The following is an 18,589-nucleotide window of genomic DNA, read 5'->3' as shown; positions in this document are numbered from 1 at the left end:
CCAGGATGGCAGACGCCGCGAAAGTGCTCAATGAACGAGCGGTTTGCCCACAAGAATAGGGGTCATGCGAGCCGATCGACTGGTGGCCGCGCTGCTGCTCATGCAGGCGCGCGGCCGGGTGACCGCGGCGGAGCTGGCCGAGGAGCTGGAGGTGTCCGTGGCCACCGCGCGCCGCGACCTCGAAGCGCTGTCCACGGCGGGCATCCCCGTCTACCCGCAGGCGGGGCGGGGCGGCGGGTGGCAGTTGCTGGGCGGCGCGCGGACCGACCTCAGCGGGCTCACCGCGCACGAGGCACAGGCGTTGTTCCTGCTCGCCGGGCCGGCCGCGCCCGCCGCCCCCGAGGTCAAGTCCGCGCTGCGCAAGCTGCTGCGGGCGCTGCCGCAGACGTTCAGGGCCGAGGCGGAGGCCGCCGCCGACGCGGTGGTGGTCGATCCGTCCCGCTGGGGCGAGCCGGACAAGGAGCGGCCCGAGCTGGTGCGGGTCCTGCAGGCCGCCACCGTGCGGCGGCGCAGGGTCAGGCTCGTGTACGAGAGCCGCCGCGACCGTACCGAACGGCTGGTCGATCCGTGGGGGCTGGTGGACAAGGACGACGTCTGGTACCTGCTGGCGGGGACCGAGCGCGGCCAGCGCACCTTCCGCGTGGACCGGATCGCCGAGGCCGTGGTGACGGAGCTGGAGTTCGAGCGGCCCGGCGACTTCGAGCTGTCCCAGGCGTGGGAGGGCGTCGTCGAGGAGATGGAGCGGCGGCGCTCGACGGTCTCGGCCACCGTGCTCATCGCCGCCAGGCTCCTTCCCGTCCTGCGCGATCACTTCGGCCGTCACTGCCGGGTCCTTGAGGAGATGGCGGACGGCCGGGCACGGGTGCGGGTCGCGGCGCCGATGGCGGTGACGATCGCCGAGCAGCTCGCCGGGTGGGGCGCCCGGGTGGAGGTGGCGGAGCCGGAGGAGGTCCGCGCCGAGCTGGCCAGGATCGGGGCCGAGCTCGTCGCGCGCTACTCATGAGGCAGCGTCTGAGGCAGCGTTTGAGGCAGCGTCCGAGGCAGGGTCCTGGACAGGGCCGCGTGCTCCCAGCGGATGTGCTCCCACGCCTGCTCCACGTGCCGCCGCTCCGTCGCCACGCCGCCGATGGCCATCCGCAGCACCACCCGGCCGGCGATCCTGGTGTGCGTCAGGTACATCGACCCGCTCGCGTTGAGCAGCTCCATCAGCCGTGTCGTCGCCCGGTCCGCCTCCTCCTCCGCGAGCCCCGGCCACAGCGGGCGCAGGCACACCAGCCCGAACGGGTGCGGCTCGTGCAGCTCGAACCCGGGATCCGCGGCGACCCACCCCGCCAGCTCCGCCGCCAGCGTGACGCCCTTGCGGATGTGGGCGCGCAGCCCCTCCGCCCCGTACCAGCGGATCACCGACCACAACTTCAGCGCCCTGAACCGCCGGCCCAGCGGCACCTGCCAGTCCCGGTAGTCGATGACGGCTCCGGCCGTGGTGGCGGCGTTCCTCAGGTATTCGGGCAGGGTCGAGAGGGCGGCGAGCAGCGGGGCGCGGTCGGCGGTCCACAGGACGGTGCAGTCGAAGTTGGTCAGGAGCCATTTGTGGGGGTTGGTGGCGTAGGAGTCGGCGTACTCGCTCACGCCGTCGTTGAGCCAGCGGAACTCCGGGCAGATCGCCGCCACCCCGGCATAGGCGGCGTCCACGTGCAACCAGACGCCCCGCTCCGCGCACACCTCGCCGATCGCGGCCACCGGGTCGACGGCCGTGGTGGAGGTGGTGCCGACGGTGGCGCACACCATGGCGGGCACGGCGCCGGCCGCCCGGTCCTGGTCCATGAGGGCGCGCAGGTGGCCGGGGTCCATGGCGAGCGTGTCCTGATCGACGTCCACGACCCGGACCCCGGCCGTGCCGAGGCCCGCGATGCGCGCCGCCCGTTCCAGGGACGAGTGGGTCTGTGAGGAGACGTACAAGGTGTAGTCGCGATCGATCCCGTCGGCTCCGGCGCGATGCAGGGCGGCCAGCAGCGCGACCAGGCACGCGCTCGACGCCGAGTCCTGGATGACGCCGCCGCCCGCCGCGTCCGTACGGAAGTGCTCAGGCAGGCCGAGCAGCCCGGCCAGCCAGTCGACCACCACCGTCTCCAGCTCCGTGCACGCCGGGCTGGTGACCCACAACATGCCCTGCACGCCCAGCCCGCTGGACAGCAGGTCGCCCAGGACGGCCGGGCCGCTGGCGTTGGAGGGGAAGTAGGCGAAGAAGCCCGGATGTTGCCAGTGCGTGACGCCGGGCAGCAGGATCCGCCCGAGATCCGACAGCACGTTCTCGAACGGCTCCCCGTGCTCGGGCGGCTCCGATGGCAGGGCGTGCCGGATATCACCCGGCTTGACCTGTGACATCACGGGATAGGACTCGATGCCGGCGAGGTAGTCCGCGATCCAGTCGATGGCCTGCTTGCCGTGGCGGCGGAACTCCTCAGGGGTCATGTGAGGGCTCATTCGCCCACTCTGAAGCCAGGAGCGGGGGAACGAAAGGGGACGGGCCGGAGGCTTTCGCCTCCGGCCCGTTCTATCTCAAGCGGTCGTGAGACCGCCGAGGGTCAGTAGTGCCGCCGGTAGCGCCTGCTCCCGAACGTCTTGCCGAGCTGGAATCCGCCGGGCAGGCGCACGGTCACGTGGCGGCGGCCATCGTGAGTGGTCGAGACATGGAAGCGACGGTTGCCGTAGCTGTGACCGACGCCGTGCCGTGACAGGTTGATCCGGAACGGCCCGACCTTGATCGACTTTCGGTAGTGCCAGCCCATGTCCCTCCTCCGCCATCGTGCGCTCACCCGGAAGAACGGACGGGAGGGCCGCCGGGTTCCCGGGCGAGGGCGGGCTTACGGTGGGCTGGAGAACAGGAAGGACCGTGCCCATGATCGTGATCGCTCACGTGAGTGACATCCACATCGGCGCCACGCCCGAGAGCGTGCCCCGCGCCGACGCCGTCCTGCGTTACCTGGACGCGCTGCCAGGCGACTTCGACGCCGTGCTCGTCACCGGCGACATCGCCGACCACGGGTTCGCCGAGGAGTACGAGACGGCCGCCAAGCTGCTCAGCTCCCGCCACCCCCTGCTGGTCGGCCCGGGCAACCACGACGTCAGGCAGGAGTTCCGGCGGGTCCTGCTGGGCTGGGAGGCCACGGCCGGGCCGGTCAACCAGGTCCTGCGCACCTCCAGGGCGATCTACGCGATGTGCGACTCGTCCATCCCCGGCCAGGCCGCGGGGGACCTGGAGGACGAGACGCTCGACTGGCTCGAAGGCGTGCTGGACGGCGCGGACCTGCCGGTGTTCGTGGCCTTCCACCACCCGCCGGTGGTCCTGCACGGTCCGGTGGACGAGATCGGGCTGCGCCGGGCCGAGCGGCTGGAGTCGCTGCTCGCCGGGCGCGCGAACGTGCCCGCCGTGCTCGTGGGGCACGCGCACACGGCCGCCGCCACCACGTTCGCCGGGCTGCCGCTGCTGGTGGGTGGGGGCGTGGTGTCCACGATCAAGCTGCCGTGGGAGCGTGGCCCGCGGTTGGGCGACAGCGTCGACTACGACCAGCCGCCGCTGATCGCCTTCCACGTGCTCGACGACGAGGGACGGATGACCACCCACTTCAGGGTCGTGCCGTAGGGGAGGGCGGGCCTCCGGCGAGGCCCGCCCCAGCCTGGTCTACCGCTCGGTGAGCTCGATGAACGTCACCGAGTACGCCGGGAAGTCGTAGGCGAAGGCCGAGGAGAAGCCGTTCACCTGCCGCCGCTCCGGCGCGATCCGCGCGGGGTCGGAGATCGAGTTCACGTCCGACGGCGAGCCGGTCAGCGAGGTCACCATGGCCGTCGGCCGGAACCGCGCGGAACCCAGGTCCACGCTGCCGCGCACCGCCGAGTCCTGCGCGTTGACGACCTTGAGCGTCACGGACTTCCCGTCTCTCGACACCACCTGGTACAGCGGTTCGATCCTGGCGCTGTCCACGAACTCGTTGACCTTCTGCCCGTCCAGCCAGGTCGTGATCGTAGGCCCGCTGACCTGGACCTTGAGACGGTAGTCGCGGCCGGTCTGGACGGTGGTGGCCGAGGTGGCGACCGAGGACTTGCCGCCGTTGACGGCCTTCTCGATGGCCGACTGGGTGTTGCCCCAGCCGCCGACGTTCCACCAGTAGAAGTTGCCGGTGTCACGCACCCCGAACATCACCAGGAAGCCCTCCGCCCCCGCGGTCTTCCTGGCGGTCACCTCCATCGTGTAGTTCGACCAGCCGGCCGAGCCCGCCGTGGACCTGGCGTCCTCGACCTGCGCGCTCTGCACGTAACCCCCGTCCTGCACGGCCCAGGTGCCCAGGCCGGGCGACCACGTGCCGGAGCCGGCCGAGAAGTCGTCCGCCAGCAGCACGGTGCCGTCCGCCGCGGTGACCTTGACGTCGTCGTAGCGGACGGCGGTGTTCCACGCGCCCAGCCCGACCGCGCCCCTGATGTCCTCGACGGGCTCGGCCTCGCCCTCGAAGGTGCTGGGCACGATGCGCTCGCCCACGTTCGTGGAGAACAGGCGCTGGACGTGGTAGCTCGGCGAGCCGTACGCCTGGTCGTTGTCGAACCAGATCAGGTCCGGCGTCCAGTCCACGTAGTCCACGTTGGCCAGCAGCGGCGCGTACGAGGCCAGCCGCACGACGTCGGAGTTGCGTTCGAGGCCGGTCATGAACGACGCCTCGCTCAGCGCGTTGTAGAACGTGTTGCCCCTGGAGGCGTACTCGCCCACGAACACCTTCGGCCCGCTCCGGTCGTAGGAGTCGTAGCGGTGGTTGTTGGCCAGGAACCAGTCGGGGTTGTTGTAGTAGTGCTCGTCGACCAGGTCGGCCTTCTGGTCGCGGGCGAACTGCCACATCCGGTCGAACCAGCCGCCCTGCGACGTCTGCCCCGAATTACTGAGGATCTTGATAGTGGGATATTTCGCCCTGATCGCGTCCGCGAACTTCGGATAGTTGGCGAAGAACTCCTCGTAGATCTCCTCGTTCCCGAGCCCGATGTACTCCAGCCCGAACGGCTTCGGATGCCCCATCCGCGCCCGCTTCTTCCCCCAGGCGGAGGTGACCGGGCCGTTGGCGAACTCGATCAGGTCAAGGGTGTCCCGCACCCACTGGGCCAGCTTGGCCTCGTCGGTCAGCGGCCGGTTCTCGCCGCAGCCGTTCACGCCCACCGACAACACCGGCAGCGCCTCGGCCCCGATGTCCTCGGCGAACTGGAAGTACTCGTAGTAACCGATGCCGTAGCTCTGGTTGTAGCCCCAGAAGTTGAAGTTCGTCGGCCGCTCCTCGACCGGGCCGATCGTCTCCTTCCACTGGTAGATGCGGCGCCGGTCCTGGTTCACGCTGTACGGGTCGTAGGTGCCCACGTTCGTCACGCAACCGCCGGGGAAACGCAGGAACCGCGGCTCCAGGCCGGCGATCAGCTCGGCCAGGTCCGTCCGCATGCCGTGCCCCTTGAAGGTGTCCCGGGGGAACAGCGAGACCATGTCCAGGTCGGTCCGCCCGGCCGGGGCCTGGACGATCAGGCGTCCGGCGTCGGTGGTGGCCGAGGAGGTGAACGACGCCTTGTACTTGGCCCAGCCACCCGCCTTGACCTGCAGCGTCGCCTTGCCAATGACGCTCCTGCCGTCCTCCGCGGTGACCGTCAGCGGGCCCGCCTCCGAGCGCCTGGCCCACAACGACAGGTCGTACCGTCTGCCCGCCTTGAGCGGCAGCCCGCGGTTGAACCCGGCGTTGCTCACCCCCGCCGTGCCGTCGCCCGTCACGTCGAGCCGCAGGTGGTTGCGGTTGCCCGCGTTCAGCGGGTCCTCACCGGTGACCGCGAGGGTGGCGGTGGCGCCGCGCTCGGTCTTCGACCACGCGGTCAGGCCCGTGTAGGAGCGCTCGTCGGTCGCGTTGAACTCGAACGAGCGGTTCTGCACCAGTTCGGCGTAGAGGCCGCCGTCGGCGGCGTGGTTGATGTCCTCGTAGAAGACGCCGTACAGGTCGGGGCTGACCTTGGTGCCCTTGGCCCCGGTGTCCACGGCGAGCTTGCCCGAGGTGTAGCCCTCGACCGTGAACTTCGTCGTGTCGGTGCCCATGACCAGCGTCCCGTCGCTGATCGAGAGGTTCCGGTCGCCCGAGGAGACGGTGACCTTGCCGCCGCCGGCGTCCATGAGCCGGAAGACCGAGGCGTTCGTGCTCAGCCGGACCTTGGCCGCCGCCTCCAGGTACCTGCCGCTCGCCACGTCCTTGAGCTTGACCCCGTCGCCGCTGGGCTCCGCCGCGACGGCGAGGCCCGTCATCGGGGCCTTCGCCGAGGCGCGCACCGTGCCAGAGCGGTCGGCCGACAGGTACGGCAGCGCCGCCGCCCGCAACGTGAACGCCCCCTCCGGCACCACGGCCGCGCCCTCGGCCGCCTTGATCGCGAAATAGTCGAAGTCGGCCCGGACGGAGGTGCCGTTCTGCGCCGAGAGCCCGAACAGGCCGACCTGCCCGATCTTCAGCGCGGCGGTCATCCTCGCCGCCTGGACCCAGGCGGCGCCGTCCCAGTAGGAGGAGACGAACTCGTCGCCGGTCCTGGCCAGCTTGACGATCTCGGCGGCCGAGCCGGGCCTGGCCGCGAAGTTCGAGGTGAAGGCCGCGCCGACCTCGGTGGCCGTCTCGATCACCGGTCCGCCGGCGAACCCCACGTGGGCCAGCCCGGCGCGTACGTAGTTGTCCCAGTCCTGCCAGGCCAGCAGGCCCGCGCTCTGGTAGTCCAGCGTCACCGGCGCGCTGAGCCTGGCCACCACCTCGAAGTCGCCATCGGGGACGTCCACGAGGAAGAGGTTCCTGGCGTTGTTGGTGGCCTGGTGGGTGTCACCGGCCAGCGTGTCCAGGTGCAGGGCGCTGCCCGACAGGCTCCAGCGGGAGTCGTCCGGCGACAACACCGCCCAGTCCTCGCCGAGCGTGGTGCCGTCGAACTGGTCCACGACGGCGCCTTCGGGGATCGGCTCCGCCACCGCGGCGACGGCCGGGGGAGCGACGATCAAACCCGCTAGGAGCAGGGCGGATAAGGCGATTCGCAGCATGAGCGGGGGGCTCCTCAAGGGCTGTTAGCGTTAACAATGAAGTGAGCGTTAACAACGGCGATTCGCGACCAGTTAAGGACCGCTCACGCAGCCCGTCAAGGGCCCGGCCGGGTGAACTCGTGTAATCCGACCGTAATCTCGCGGACCCTTGACGAGACGGGTTGTTAGCGTTCACAGTCGGGGCCAAGCCAGGAAGGGAGCACGGGCGTGAGATCCACCCTGGGGCGCCGACCGCCGGTCATGGCCGATGTGGCCAAGGAGGCGGGCGTGTCGCACCAGACGGTCTCCCGTGTGCTCAACGACCACCCGAACGTGCGCGGCGAGACCCGTACGCGGGTGCTCGAAGCGATCGACAAGCTCGGCTACCGCCGCAACCTCGTCGCCCGCGCCCTGGTCACCAAGCACTCCAGAACACTCGGAGTGGTCAGCTTCGACACCACGCTGTACGGCCCGGCCAGCACCGTCTACGGCATCGAGCAGGCGGCCAGGGCGGCCGGCTACTTCGTCAGCATCGTCAGCCTGAAGTCGATCGACAGGGCCGGCGTCCGCGACGCCCTCGACTACCTGGCCGACCAGGCTGTGGACGGCATCGTGGTGGTCGCGCCGCAACGCTCGGCCGCCCAGGCCCTGGCCGACCTCCCGCTCGGGGTCCCCACCGTCGCCGTCGAAGGCGGGGAGGCGGGAGAGGTGTCCGTGGTCAGCGTGGACCAGGTCGAGGGAGGCAGGCTCGCCACCGAGCATCTGCTGTCGCTGGGCCACGAGACGGTGTGGCACGTCAGCGGCCCCTCCGACTGGCTGGAGGCCGAAGGGCGCGTGGCCGGCTGGCGGGCCGCGCTTGAGCAGGCGGGCCGCGAGGCCCCGCGACCGCTCGCCGGGGACTGGAGCCCGCGCTCGGGATACGAGGCGGGGCGCAGCCTGGCGAGCATGACGAACGTGACCGCGGTCTTCGTCGCCAACGACCAGATGGCGCTGGGCGTGCTGCGGGCGTTCACCGAGCAGGGGGTGAGAGTGCCAGAACGGGTGAGCGTGGTCGGTTTCGACGACATCCCCGAGTCGGAGTTCTTCTCGCCGCCGCTCACGACCATCAGGCAGGACTTCGACGCGGTGGGCAGGCACAGCATCGAGGTGCTCGTGCGGCAGCTCGAAGGTGGTCCCCAGGAGCCCGAACGGCTCGTGGTGCCGCCCATGTTCGTCGCCAGGGTCAGCACGACCCGGGTGTGAGTCCGTACGGGAAGGCAGGACGCGCTGGCGGCCGACCTGGGTTGTTAGCGCTCACATGAGAAGGGAACCCCCCACGTGTTAAAGAGGATCTCGGCGTTGTTGCTCGCCGGTCTTACCGCGATGTCGGTGGCTTCGTGTGGCAGTGGCGGTGGCACCACCAGCGCCGGTACGGGTGGCGGTGGCGATGCGATCACCATGGGCTTCTCCCAGGTGGGCGCGGAGAGCGGCTGGCGGACCGCGAACACCAAGTCCGTCCAGGACTCGGCCAAGAACGCGGGTGTCACGCTCAAGTTCTCCGACGCCCAGCAGAAGCAGGAGAACCAGATCAAGGCCATTCGCTCCTACATCCAGCAGAAGGTGGACGTCATCGCCTTCTCGCCGGTGGTGGAGTCCGGCTGGGACACGGTGCTCAAGGAAGCCCAGAACGCGAAGATCCCGGTCATCCTGACCGACCGCGCCGTGGACTCCAAGGACACCTCCCTCTACAAGACCTTCCTCGGCTCGGACTTCATCGAGGAGGGCAAGAAGGCCGGTCAGTGGCTGACCGAGGAGTACAAGGACTCCAAGGACACCGTGAACATCGTCGAACTGCAGGGCACGACGGGTTCCGCGCCGGCCAACGACCGCAAGGCCGGCTTCCAGGAGGTCATCCAGGGCGAGCCGAAGTTCAGGGTCATCGCCTCGCAGACCGGTGACTTCACCCGGGCCAAGGGCAAGGAGGTCATGGAGGCCTTCCTGAAGTCCAACCCGGACATCGACGTGCTCTACGCGCACAACGACGACATGGGTCTGGGCGCGATCGAGGCGATCGAGGGCGCGGGCAAGGTACCCGGCAAGGACATCAAGATCATCACTGTGGACGCGGTGAAGGACGGCATGCAGGCGCTCGCGGACGGGAAGATCAACTTCATCGTCGAGTGCTCTCCGCTGCTCGGCCCGCAGCTCATGGACCTGGCCAAGAAGGTTCTCAAGGGTGAGCAGGTGCCCACCCGCGTGGTGACCGAGGAGACCACGTTCACCCAGGAGCAGGCCAAGCAGGCCCTGTCCTCCCGCCAGTACTGATCCACCTGCCCCCGCACGCCGGCTGGGGTTCTTTCCGGGGGTACGGGCGCCGCCCGTGCCTCCGGCTTCCTGAGCGCGGGGGCATGGGAGCTGGACGGCGGGGCCGAGGGAGCGTAGTGACGAAACATGAAGACGGAAGAGGCGAGATGGGCATATCGCCCCCGCCGGTCCTGACGATGAGCGGGATCGGCAAACAGTTCCCGGGGGTGAAGGCCCTGGACGGTGTGGACCTGCGGCTGCTGCCCGGCGAGGTGCACGCGCTCATGGGAGAGAACGGTGCGGGCAAGTCCACTCTGATCAAGGTGCTCACCGGCGTGCACCCCGCCGACGCGGGCACCGTCGACCTGGGCGGCGTGCCCGTGGCGTTCGGCAGCCCGCTGGAGGCGCAGCAGGCCGGGATCAGCACGGTCTACCAGGAGGTCAACCTCTGCGCGAACCTCTCGGTGGCCGAGAACATCCTGCTCGGCCGCGAGCCGCGCCGCCTGGGGCGCATCGACTGGAAGCGCATGCGGGTCAGGGCGGGCGAGCTGCTGGCCCGGCTGGAGCTGAGCCTGGAGGTGTCGGCGCCGCTGTCGTCGTACTCGCCGGCCATCCAGCAGATGGTGGCCATCGCGCGGGCGATCGACATCGACGCCAGGGTGCTGATCCTGGACGAGCCCACATCCAGCCTGGACGCGGACGAGGTCGCGCAGCTCTTCAGGGTGATGAGGCGGCTGAAGGAGGAGGGCATCGCCATCCTCTTCGTCTCCCACTTTCTCGACCAGGTCTACGAAATTTCGGATCGTATGACGATCCTTCGTAACGGGCGGCTCGTCGGCGAGTACCTGACGAAACAGCTTCCGCAGGTCGAGCTGGTCGCCAAGATGATCGGCCAGGAGCTGGCCGCGCTGGAGCGGCTGCACGGCGAGGCCAAGGTGTTCGACCGCCCGCTGGTCGAGGCGCGCGGGCTGGGCCGTGCCGGGGCGATCGAGCCGTTCAGCCTGACCATCCACGAGGGCGAGGTCGTGGGCCTGGCGGGGCTGCTCGGCTCCGGCCGTACGGAGATCGCCCGGTTGTTGTTCGGCGCCGACCACGCGGGAACGGGCGAGATCGTGGTGAACGGCACCCCGTCCTCGTTACGCACGCCGCGCGCGGCCATGACCCAGAAGATCGCGTTCTGCTCGGAGAACCGCAAGACCGACGGTCTCATCCCCGACCTCACCATGCGCGAGAACATCATCCTCGCCCTCCAGGCCACCAGGGGCTGGACCAGGCCGGTGCCGCGCGAGCAGCAGGATGAGCTGGTCGGGAGGTACATCAAGGCCCTGAAGATCAACCCGCCCAACCCCGAGCACCTGGTACGCAACCTCAGCGGCGGCAACCAGCAGAAGGTCGTGCTGGCCAGGTGGCTGATCCTGGAGCCCCGGCTGCTCATCCTGGACGAGCCCACCCGGGGCATCGACGTCGGGGCGAAGACCGAGATCCAGCGGCTGGTCACGGAGCTGTCTGACGGCGGCGTGGCCGTGCTGTTCATCTCCGCCGAGCTGGAGGAGGTGCTGCGGCTCAGCCACAAGGTCGAGGTGCTGCGCGACCGGCGGCTGGTGGCCGAGCTGCCCAACGACGAGCGGTTGACGACTGACGTCCTGATGGAGACCATCGCGAGCGGAGGGCGAGCTTGATGATGAGACGCCTGCTGTGGCCGCTGGTGGTGCTGGCCCTGCTGCTGGCGGTGAACGTGTTCACGCCCGGCTTCTTCTCGATCCAGGTCAGGGACGGCCACCTGTACGGGAGCCTGATCGACATCCTGCGCTTCGGCGCCCCGCTGATCCTGGTCTCGCTCGGCATGACGCTGGTCATCGCCACCGGCGGCATCGACCTGTCGGTGGGCTCGGTGGTGGCGATCTCGGGCGCGCTGGCCTGCCTGCAGATCAGCGAGGACTCCAGCCTGTTCACCGCCGTGGCGCTGGCGCTCGGGCTGAGCCTGGTGCTCGGGGCGTGGAACGGGTTCCTGGTCGCCGGGATCGGGATCCAGCCGATCATCGCCACGCTCATCCTCATGGTGGCGGGGCGCGGCCTGGCCCAGCTCATCACCGACGGGCAGATCATCACCGTCAACAGCCCGGCGTACAAGGTGATCGGCGGCGGCTACTGGCTGACCGTGCCGTTCGGCATCCTCATCGTGCTCGGGGTGCTGGCGATCACCGCGTTCCTGACCAGGCGGCTGGCGCTGGGCATGCTGATCGAGTCCGTCGGCGGCAACGCCGAGGCCAGCAGGCTGGCGGGCATCAGGTCGCGCGGGATCATCATCATGGTGTACGCGTTCGCCGCCCTGTGCGCGGGCGTGGCCGGGCTGATGGTCAGCTCGAACGTCTCCAGCGCCGACGGCAACAACGCGGGCCTGTGGATCGAGCTGGACGCGATCCTGGCCGTGGTGATCGGCGGCACGTCGTTGTCCGGCGGGCGGTTCTCGCTCGGCGGCACCGTGCTGGGCGCGCTCATCATCCAGACCCTGACGACCACGATCTACTCGATCGGCGTGCCGCCGGAGACCACGCTGCTGTTCAAGGCCCTGGTCGTGACGGCGGTCTGCCTCATCCAGTCCCCGTCCTTCCGCGCGAAGGCGTTCCGCCGCAGAGGCCGCACGGCTCCGCCCGTCCCCGCCTCCGAGGAGAAGGTGCGGGTTACCACATGACCACGCTGACCGTCGGGCGGGCGTCCGTTCCCGCCAAGTACCTGCCGGTCCTGGTGACCGCCTGTCTGTTCCTCGCGATGTTCGTGGTGGGCGGGTTCCGCTACGAGGGGTTCGCCAGCGGGCAGGTGATACTCAACGTCTTCATCGACAACGCGTTCCTGCTGGTGGTGGCGGTGGGGATGACGTTCGTGATCCTCACCGGGGGCATCGACCTGTCGGTGGGGTCGGTGGTGGCGTTGTCCACGATGATCTCGGCCAGCCTCATGGAGGGGCCGGGGTGGCCGCCGTACCTGGTGGTTCCGCTGGTGTTGCTCATCGGGTCCGGGCTGGGGCTGGTGATGGGGTACATCGTGCACGCCTTCGACATCCAGCCGTTCATCGTGACCCTGGCCGGGATGTTCCTGGCGCGGGGGTTGTGTTACACGATCGGCACCGAGTCGATCCCGATCGATGACCCGACGTTCACGGCGTTCGCGCAGACCAGGGTCGACCTGTTCGCCGACATGTGGATCTCGCCGAGTGTGATCATCTCGCTGGTGGTCGTGGGGGTGGCGGCGTACGTGCTGCACTACACGCGCTTCGGCCGCTCCGTCTACGCCGCCGGCGGCAGCGAGCAGTCGGCGTTGCTCATGGGGCTGCCCGTGGGCCGGACCAAGATCACTGTTTACACGGTCAGCGGGTTCTGCTCGGCGCTGGGCGGTGTTCTGCTGTCGTTCTACATGTTGTCCGGCTACGGGCTGCACGCGGCGGGAATGGAGCTGGACGCGATCGCGGCGGTGGTCATCGGTGGCACTCTGCTCACCGGCGGTAGCGGCTTCCTGCTGGGCACCGTGCTCGGCGTGCTCGTGCTCGGCCTGATCCAGACGATCATCAGCTTCGAAGGGACGTTCTCGTCTTGGTGGACCAAGATCTTCATCGGAATGTTGCTCTTCGTCTTCATCCTGCTACAACGGCTGTTCTCCGCGCGCTCGCGTCGCTGACCTGCGGGAAAGTTACCCGAAAGTTTCCGTCAGGTTATGTCGCGCCGTTGACATAGACTTTGTTAGCGATAACAATCGGCGGAAGTGAACGCGAACTTTGTTCTGATTCGTCACGTTCTGTGATCGAATACCCCCGCTATACCGGCAGCCGCACGCGTCCAGCGCTGCCGCGACCCCCATGGAAAGGGATGCACATGAGGTTGGGACGAATCGGGGGCGTGGTGTCCGCACTCGCGCTCGCCGCGACCATGACGGCATGTGGTTCGAGCACGAAAACCGTCGACGCCGAGGCCTCCTCCACGGCCGCCGCCGGTAACGCGGGCGCCCTAATCGGCGTCACGATGCCCACCAAGTCCTCCGAGCGCTGGATCCACGACGGCGACAACGTCAAGCAGCAGCTCGAGAAGCTCGGTTACAAGGTCGACCTCCAGTACGCCGAGAACGACATCCCGACGCAGGCCAACCAGATCGAGAACCAGATCACCAAGGGCGCCAAGCTCCTGATCATCGCCTCGATCGACGGCACGGCGATCACCTCCCAGCTTCAGCAGGCCGCCGACGCCAAGATCCCGGTCATCGCCTACGACCGGCTGATCCGCAACAGCCCGAACGTGGACTACTACGCCACCTTCGACAACGCCAAGGTCGGCGTGCAGCAGGCGACCTCGCTGCTCAAGGGCCTGGGTGTCGAAGACGGCAAGAAGGGCCCGTTCAACGTCGAGCTGTTCGGCGGCTCGCCCGACGACAACAACGCCACCTTCTTCTGGAACGGCGCCATGTCGGTCCTCAAGCCGAAGATCGACGACGGCACCCTGAAGATCGCGAGCGGCCAGACCGACTTCAAGCAGGCCGCCATCCTGCGGTGGGACCCCGCCACGGCGCAGAAGCGCATGGAGGACATCATCACGAAGTCCTACACGGGTAGCACCAAGGTCGACGGCGTGCTGTCCCCGTACGACGGCCTGTCCATCGGCATCCTGTCGGCGCTGAAGAGCTCCGGCTACGGCAAGCCGTACCCGATCGTGACCGGGCAGGACGCCGAGCTCCAGTCGGTCAAGTCGATCATCGCCGACGAGCAGTACTCCACCATCTTCAAGGACACCCGCAACCTCGCCGAGCAGACGGTGAAGATGGCCGACGCCGTGCTCAAGGGTGCCAAGCCCGAGGTGAACAACACCAAGGACTACGACAACGGCAACAAGGTCGTGCCCTCGTACCTGCTCGACCCGGTGATCGTGGACAAGAGCAACTACAAGGAAGTCATCATCGGCGGCAACTACTACACCGAGGACCAGCTCAAGTAAGGGCCTCAGCCCCGGGGACGTGTTCCCCGGGGCTTTCCCTGAGCGAGGGGAAATATGACCGAGCACATCTTGCGGATGAGCGGGATCACCAAGACGTTCCCCGGCGTGAAAGCGCTGCAGGACGTCAATCTGTCGGTCCGACGCGGTGAGATCCACGCCATCTGCGGCGAGAACGGCGCCGGCAAGTCGACGCTGATGAAGGTGCTGTCCGGGGTCTACCCGCACGGCGACTACGAGGGCGAGATCTTCTTCGAGGGCAACCGCGGCGAGTTCGGCGGCATCCGTGACAGCGAGCACGCCGGCATCGTCATCATCCACCAGGAGCTGGCGCTCAGCCCCCAGTTGTCGATCGCGGAGAACATCTTCCTCGGCAACGAGCGCGCCAATCGCGGATTCATCGACTGGAACCGCACCAACTTCGAGGCCGCCGCGCTGATGAAGCGGGTGGGCCTGCGCGAGAACCCGACGACCCCCATCTCCGACATCGGCGTGGGCAAGCAGCAGCTCGTCGAGATCGCCAAGGCGCTGTCGAAGGAGGTCAAGCTCCTCATCCTCGACGAGCCCACCGCGGCGCTCAACGACGACGACTCCGCGCACCTGCTCGACCTGCTGCGCGAGCTGCGGGACGAGGGCATCACCTGCGTGATCATCTCGCACAAGCTCAACGAGGTGATCGCGATCGCCGACTCCGTCACGATCATCCGTGACGGCAGGACGATCGAGACCCTGGACATGGCCGCCGACCACGTGACGGAGGACCGCGTCATCTCCGGCATGGTCGGCCGCGCCCTCGACAACCGCTTCCCGCCCCACGAGCCGACGATCGGCGAGGAGGCGCTGCGGATCGAGGACTGGACGGTCTACAGTCCCAGCCAGCCCGACCGGAAGGTGGTCGACGGGGCCGCGCTCACGCTGCGGCGCGGCGAGATCGTCGGCCTCGCGGGGCTGATGGGCGCCGGGCGCACCGAGCTGGCGATGAGCGTGTTCGGGCGTACGTACGGCGTGCACATCTCCGGCAAGGTCTTCAAGGACGGCAAGCCGGTCGAGATCCGCAACGTGCAGGACGCGATCCGGCACGGCATCGCCTACGCCACCGAGGACCGCAAGCGCTACGGGCTCAACCTCATCGAGGACGTCAAGCGCAACATCAGCGCGGCCTGGCTCCCCAGCCTGGCCAAGCGCGGCCTGGTGAACGAGAACGAGGAGTATCGGGTCGCCGAAGAGTTCCACAAGAGCATGAACATCAAGGCGCCCAGCGTCAACAGCGTCGTCGGCCAGCTGAGCGGCGGCAACCAGCAGAAGGTCGTGCTCTCCAAGTGGATCCTGACCCAGCCCGACGTGCTCATCCTCGACGAGCCGACCCGGGGCATCGACGTCGGAGCCAAGTACGAGATCTACACGATCATCAACCGCCTGGCCGACGAGGGCAAGGCCGTGCTGGTGATCTCCTCTGAGCTGCCTGAGCTGCTCGGCCTGTGCGACCGCATCTACACACTCTCCGAAGGACGCATCACCGGCGAGGTTCCACGCCAGGAGGCCACCCAGGAAAGCCTCATGTATCTCATGACCAAGGGACAGGAGTAGCTCGGATGAGCAGTATCACGCCCGCCGACGTGCAGGTCGGCGCCAAGGGCGATGGGGGAGGGCCGCGGCAGCCGGGCCGGGTGTCGCTCGGCGGCATCTCGCTCAACCTGCGATCCAGCGGAATCTACATCGCCTTCGCACTGATCATCGTGCTTTTCTCGGTCCTGACCGACGGTGCGCTGCTCACGCCGCAGAACATCTCGAACATCATCGTCCAGAACTCCTACGTCCTGATCCTCGCGATCGGGATGATCCTGATCATCATCGCCGGGCACATCGACCTGTCGGTCGGCTCGGTGGTGGCGGTCACGGGAGCGCTGTCCGCGGTGCTCATGGTGAACATGGGATGGCCGTGGCCGCTGGCCCTGCTCGCCACGCTGGTGGCCGGAGCGCTGATCGGGGCCTGGCAGGGCTACTGGATCGCCTACTTCGGCATCCCGGCCTTCATCGTGACGCTGGCCGGCATGTTGTTGTTCCGGGCGCTGACCCTCACCGTCCTGGGCAACCAGGGCATCGGACCGTTCCCCGACCAGGTCCGCACGCTGGCCAACGGTTTCACCGACACCTACCTCGGCAACATCGGCCTCGGCCCGCTCGGCGGCGCCGACCTGTTCAGCCTGCTGATCGGCGTCGTCGCGGTCGTCGGCATGGTCACGGCCCAGTGGCGCACCAGGGGTGCCCGCAAGGGCTACGGCCAGGCGGTCGAGCCGATGGGGCTGTTCGCGCTGAAGATGGTGGCCGGGGCCGCGCTGATCCTCTTCCTGGTCGTGCAGCTCGCCCGGTTCAAGAACCTGCCGTGGGTGCTGGTGCTGCTGGCGATCCTCGTGCTGGCGTACTCGCTGATGGCCAACCGCACGGTCTTCGGCCGGCAGATCTACGCCATCGGCGGCAACCTCCAGGCGGCGGTCATGTCCGGCGTCAAGGTCAAGTCCGTCGTGTTCTGGATCTTTGTGAACATGGGCGTGTTGTCGGCCATCGCCGGCATCATCTTCGCCGGCCGGCTCAACCAGGCGGGCCCGACCGCGGGTAACAGCTTCGAGCTGGACGCCATCGCGGCGGCCTTCATCGGCGGCGCGGCCGTGCAGGGCGGTGTGGGCAAGGTCGTCGGCGCCATCACCGGCGGTCTGATCATGGCGGTCATCAACAACGGCATGTCCCTGATCGGCTCGCCCAGCGAGCGGGTCATGCTCGTCAAGGGCGCGGTGCTCCTGGCGGCGGTCGCGTTCGACGTCTGGACGAAGCGCAGGGCCGGCGCCGCCCGCTGAGTAGGATCCACGAAGCCCGGCGAATGGGCACAGCGAAAGGAGAGACCGTGACGACCCCCAAGCGCCGCTTGCCGGTCATGGCCGACGTGGCCAAGGAGGCGGGCGTGTCGCATCAGACGGTCTCCCGGGTGCTCAACCACCATCCGAACGTCCGGGCCGACACCCGGGCCCGCGTGGAGGAGGCGATCTCCCGGCTGGGCTACCGGCGCAACCTGGTCGCGCGGGCCCTGGTCACCAAGCGTTCGAGGACTCTCGGCGTGGTGTCCTTCGACACCACGCTGTACGGCCCCGCCAGCACCATCTACGGCATCGAGCAGGCGGCCAGGACCGCGGGCTACTTCGTCAGCATCGTCAGCCTGAAGTCGATCGACGCGACCAGCGTGAGCGACGCCATCGACTACCTCGCCGAGCAGGGTGTGGACGGCGTCATCGTGGTAGCGCCGCAGCGCTCGGCCGGGCGTGCCCTGGAGAACCTGCCCGCCGGCCTGCCGGCCGTGGCGGTCGAGGGCACGCACGCGGCCGACGTGTCGGTGGTGTGCATCGACCAGATGGAGGGCGCCAAGCTGGCCACGCGGCACTTGCTCGACCAGGGCCACGAGACCGTCTGGCACGTCAGCGGACCGCACGACTGGCTGGAGACCGAGGGCCGGCTGGAGGGCTGGCGGACCGCGCTGGAGGAGGCGGGCCGCCCGGTGCCGGAGCCGCTGGCGGGCGACTGGAGCCCGCGCGCCGGTTACGAGGCGGGCAAGAGCCTGGCCGCGATGGAGGAGGTCACGGCCGTCTTCGCGGCCAACGACCAGATGGCGCTCGGCGTGCTGCGCGCCCTGTCGGAGAAGGGGGTGCCGGTTCCCGGCCGGATCAGCGTGGTCGGTTTCGACGACATCCCCGAGTCGGAGTTCTTCTCGCCCCCGCTCACCACGGTCAGGCAGGACTTCGACGTGGTGGGCCGGCACTGCATCGAGGTGCTGCTGCGGCAGATCGATGTGGGGCCCACCGCGTTCGAGCGCCTGGTCGTACGGCCGAGCTTCGTCGTGAGGTCCAGCACGGCTCCCGTCGGTAGATGATGGGCATGCCCCCGGAAACCCCTGGAGTTCAATGTGAACGCTAACAAATACGTAGTAGGAGTGGACTTCGGCACGCTCTCAGGGCGTGCCGTCGTCGTACGCGTGAGTGACGGCGCCGAGCTGGGCAGCGCCGTCCACGAGTACGCCCACCGCGTGATCGAGGCCACCCTGCCTGGCACGGACGTGCGCCTCGGTCCTGACTGGGCGCTGCAGTCGCCGCAGGACTGGATCGACGTGCTCAAGATCGCGGTGCCCCAGGCGGTCGCGGCGGCAGGTGTGCGGCCCGAGGAGGTCGTCGGCATCGGCACCGACTTCACCGCCTGCACCGTGCTGCCCACCACGGCCGACGGCACCCCGCTG

14 protein-coding genes and 1 pseudogene are annotated in these 18,589 nt (G+C 68.6%); 12 read left to right on the top strand and 3 right to left on the bottom strand.

Annotated features, from left to right (window positions below; genetic code table 11):
- The first annotated feature begins 64 nt into the window (after positions 1 to 64).
- A complete protein-coding gene (locus ACFPZ3_RS68585) occupies positions 65 to 1,003 on the top strand; it encodes a helix-turn-helix transcriptional regulator (protein WP_379525072.1) in 939 nt (312 codons plus the stop codon).
- Here ACFPZ3_RS68585 and ACFPZ3_RS68580 read toward each other — a convergent pair.
- Both ACFPZ3_RS68580 and ACFPZ3_RS68575 read right to left on the bottom strand, forming a co-directional pair.
- Positions 994 to 2,472: a pyridoxal-dependent decarboxylase gene (locus tag ACFPZ3_RS68580; protein WP_379525071.1), complete on the bottom strand. Its 1,479-nt coding sequence runs from the start codon at positions 2,470 to 2,472 to the stop codon at positions 994 to 996. The genes ACFPZ3_RS68585 and ACFPZ3_RS68580 overlap by 10 nt on opposite strands.
- Before the next feature lie 113 nt (positions 2,473 to 2,585).
- A complete protein-coding gene (locus tag ACFPZ3_RS68575) occupies positions 2,586 to 2,789 on the bottom strand; it encodes a DUF4236 domain-containing protein (protein ID WP_379525070.1) in 204 nt (67 codons plus the stop codon).
- Between the two features lie 110 nt (positions 2,790 to 2,899).
- On the opposite strand from ACFPZ3_RS68575, the gene ACFPZ3_RS68570 reads away from it, so the two are divergent.
- Entirely contained in the window at positions 2,900 to 3,643 is a 744-nt protein-coding gene (locus ACFPZ3_RS68570; protein WP_379525069.1) for a metallophosphoesterase, read from the top strand.
- Between the two features lie 39 nt (positions 3,644 to 3,682).
- Here ACFPZ3_RS68570 and ACFPZ3_RS68565 read toward each other — a convergent pair whose 3' ends face one another.
- Complete coding sequence (locus ACFPZ3_RS68565) at positions 3,683 to 7,078, bottom strand: alpha-L-arabinofuranosidase C-terminal domain-containing protein (protein WP_379525068.1); 3,396 nt, start codon at positions 7,076 to 7,078, stop codon at positions 3,683 to 3,685.
- 240 nt (positions 7,079 to 7,318) lie between these two features.
- Here ACFPZ3_RS68565 and ACFPZ3_RS68560 point away from each other — a divergent pair, with 240 nt between their 5' ends.
- From ACFPZ3_RS68560 to ACFPZ3_RS68515, 10 genes and pseudogenes are all read left to right on the top strand, one after another.
- Complete coding sequence (locus ACFPZ3_RS68560; protein WP_379525144.1) at positions 7,319 to 8,299, top strand: LacI family DNA-binding transcriptional regulator; 981 nt, start codon at positions 7,319 to 7,321, stop codon at positions 8,297 to 8,299.
- Positions 8,300 to 8,374: 75 nt separating this feature from the next.
- Complete coding sequence (locus tag ACFPZ3_RS68555) at positions 8,375 to 9,361, top strand: ABC transporter substrate-binding protein (RefSeq protein ID WP_379525067.1); 987 nt, start codon at positions 8,375 to 8,377, stop codon at positions 9,359 to 9,361.
- A gap of 146 nt (positions 9,362 to 9,507) precedes the next feature.
- Entirely contained in the window at positions 9,508 to 11,019 is a 1,512-nt protein-coding gene (locus ACFPZ3_RS68550) for a sugar ABC transporter ATP-binding protein (RefSeq protein WP_379525066.1), read from the top strand.
- The gene (locus tag ACFPZ3_RS68545) at positions 11,019 to 12,032 is read left to right on the top strand and encodes an ABC transporter permease (RefSeq protein ID WP_379525065.1); all 1,014 of its coding nucleotides are present in this window, start codon (positions 11,019 to 11,021) and stop codon (positions 12,030 to 12,032) included. Before ACFPZ3_RS68550 ends, ACFPZ3_RS68545 begins: the two co-directional genes overlap by 1 nt.
- Complete coding sequence (gene yjfF / locus ACFPZ3_RS68540; protein ID WP_379525064.1) at positions 12,029 to 13,012, top strand: galactofuranose ABC transporter, permease protein YjfF; 984 nt, start codon at positions 12,029 to 12,031, stop codon at positions 13,010 to 13,012. The genes ACFPZ3_RS68545 and yjfF overlap by 4 nt, the downstream gene beginning before the upstream one ends.
- 194 nt (positions 13,013 to 13,206) lie before the next feature.
- The gene (chvE, locus tag ACFPZ3_RS68535) at positions 13,207 to 14,316 is read left to right on the top strand and encodes a multiple monosaccharide ABC transporter substrate-binding protein (RefSeq protein ID WP_379525063.1); all 1,110 of its coding nucleotides are present in this window, start codon (positions 13,207 to 13,209) and stop codon (positions 14,314 to 14,316) included.
- Between the two features lie 54 nt (positions 14,317 to 14,370).
- A complete protein-coding gene (gene mmsA, locus ACFPZ3_RS68530) occupies positions 14,371 to 15,900 on the top strand; it encodes a multiple monosaccharide ABC transporter ATP-binding protein (protein WP_379525062.1) in 1,530 nt (509 codons plus the stop codon).
- 5 nt (positions 15,901 to 15,905) lie between these two features.
- Positions 15,906 to 17,165 (top strand): multiple monosaccharide ABC transporter permease, encoded by a 1,260-nt coding sequence (gene mmsB / locus ACFPZ3_RS68525; RefSeq protein WP_379525061.1) that lies wholly within the window; start codon positions 15,906 to 15,908, stop codon positions 17,163 to 17,165.
- Positions 17,166 to 17,212: 47 nt separating this feature from the next.
- Complete coding sequence (locus ACFPZ3_RS68520) at positions 17,213 to 18,229, top strand: LacI family DNA-binding transcriptional regulator (protein WP_379525060.1); 1,017 nt, start codon at positions 17,213 to 17,215, stop codon at positions 18,227 to 18,229.
- A gap of 33 nt (positions 18,230 to 18,262) precedes the next feature.
- Positions 18,263 to 18,589: pseudogene (locus ACFPZ3_RS68515) on the top strand (ribulokinase); the annotation flags it as partial.

This window comes from Nonomuraea insulae, from assembly GCF_042656245.1.
This window is presented reverse-complemented; position numbering and strand designations above follow the sequence as displayed.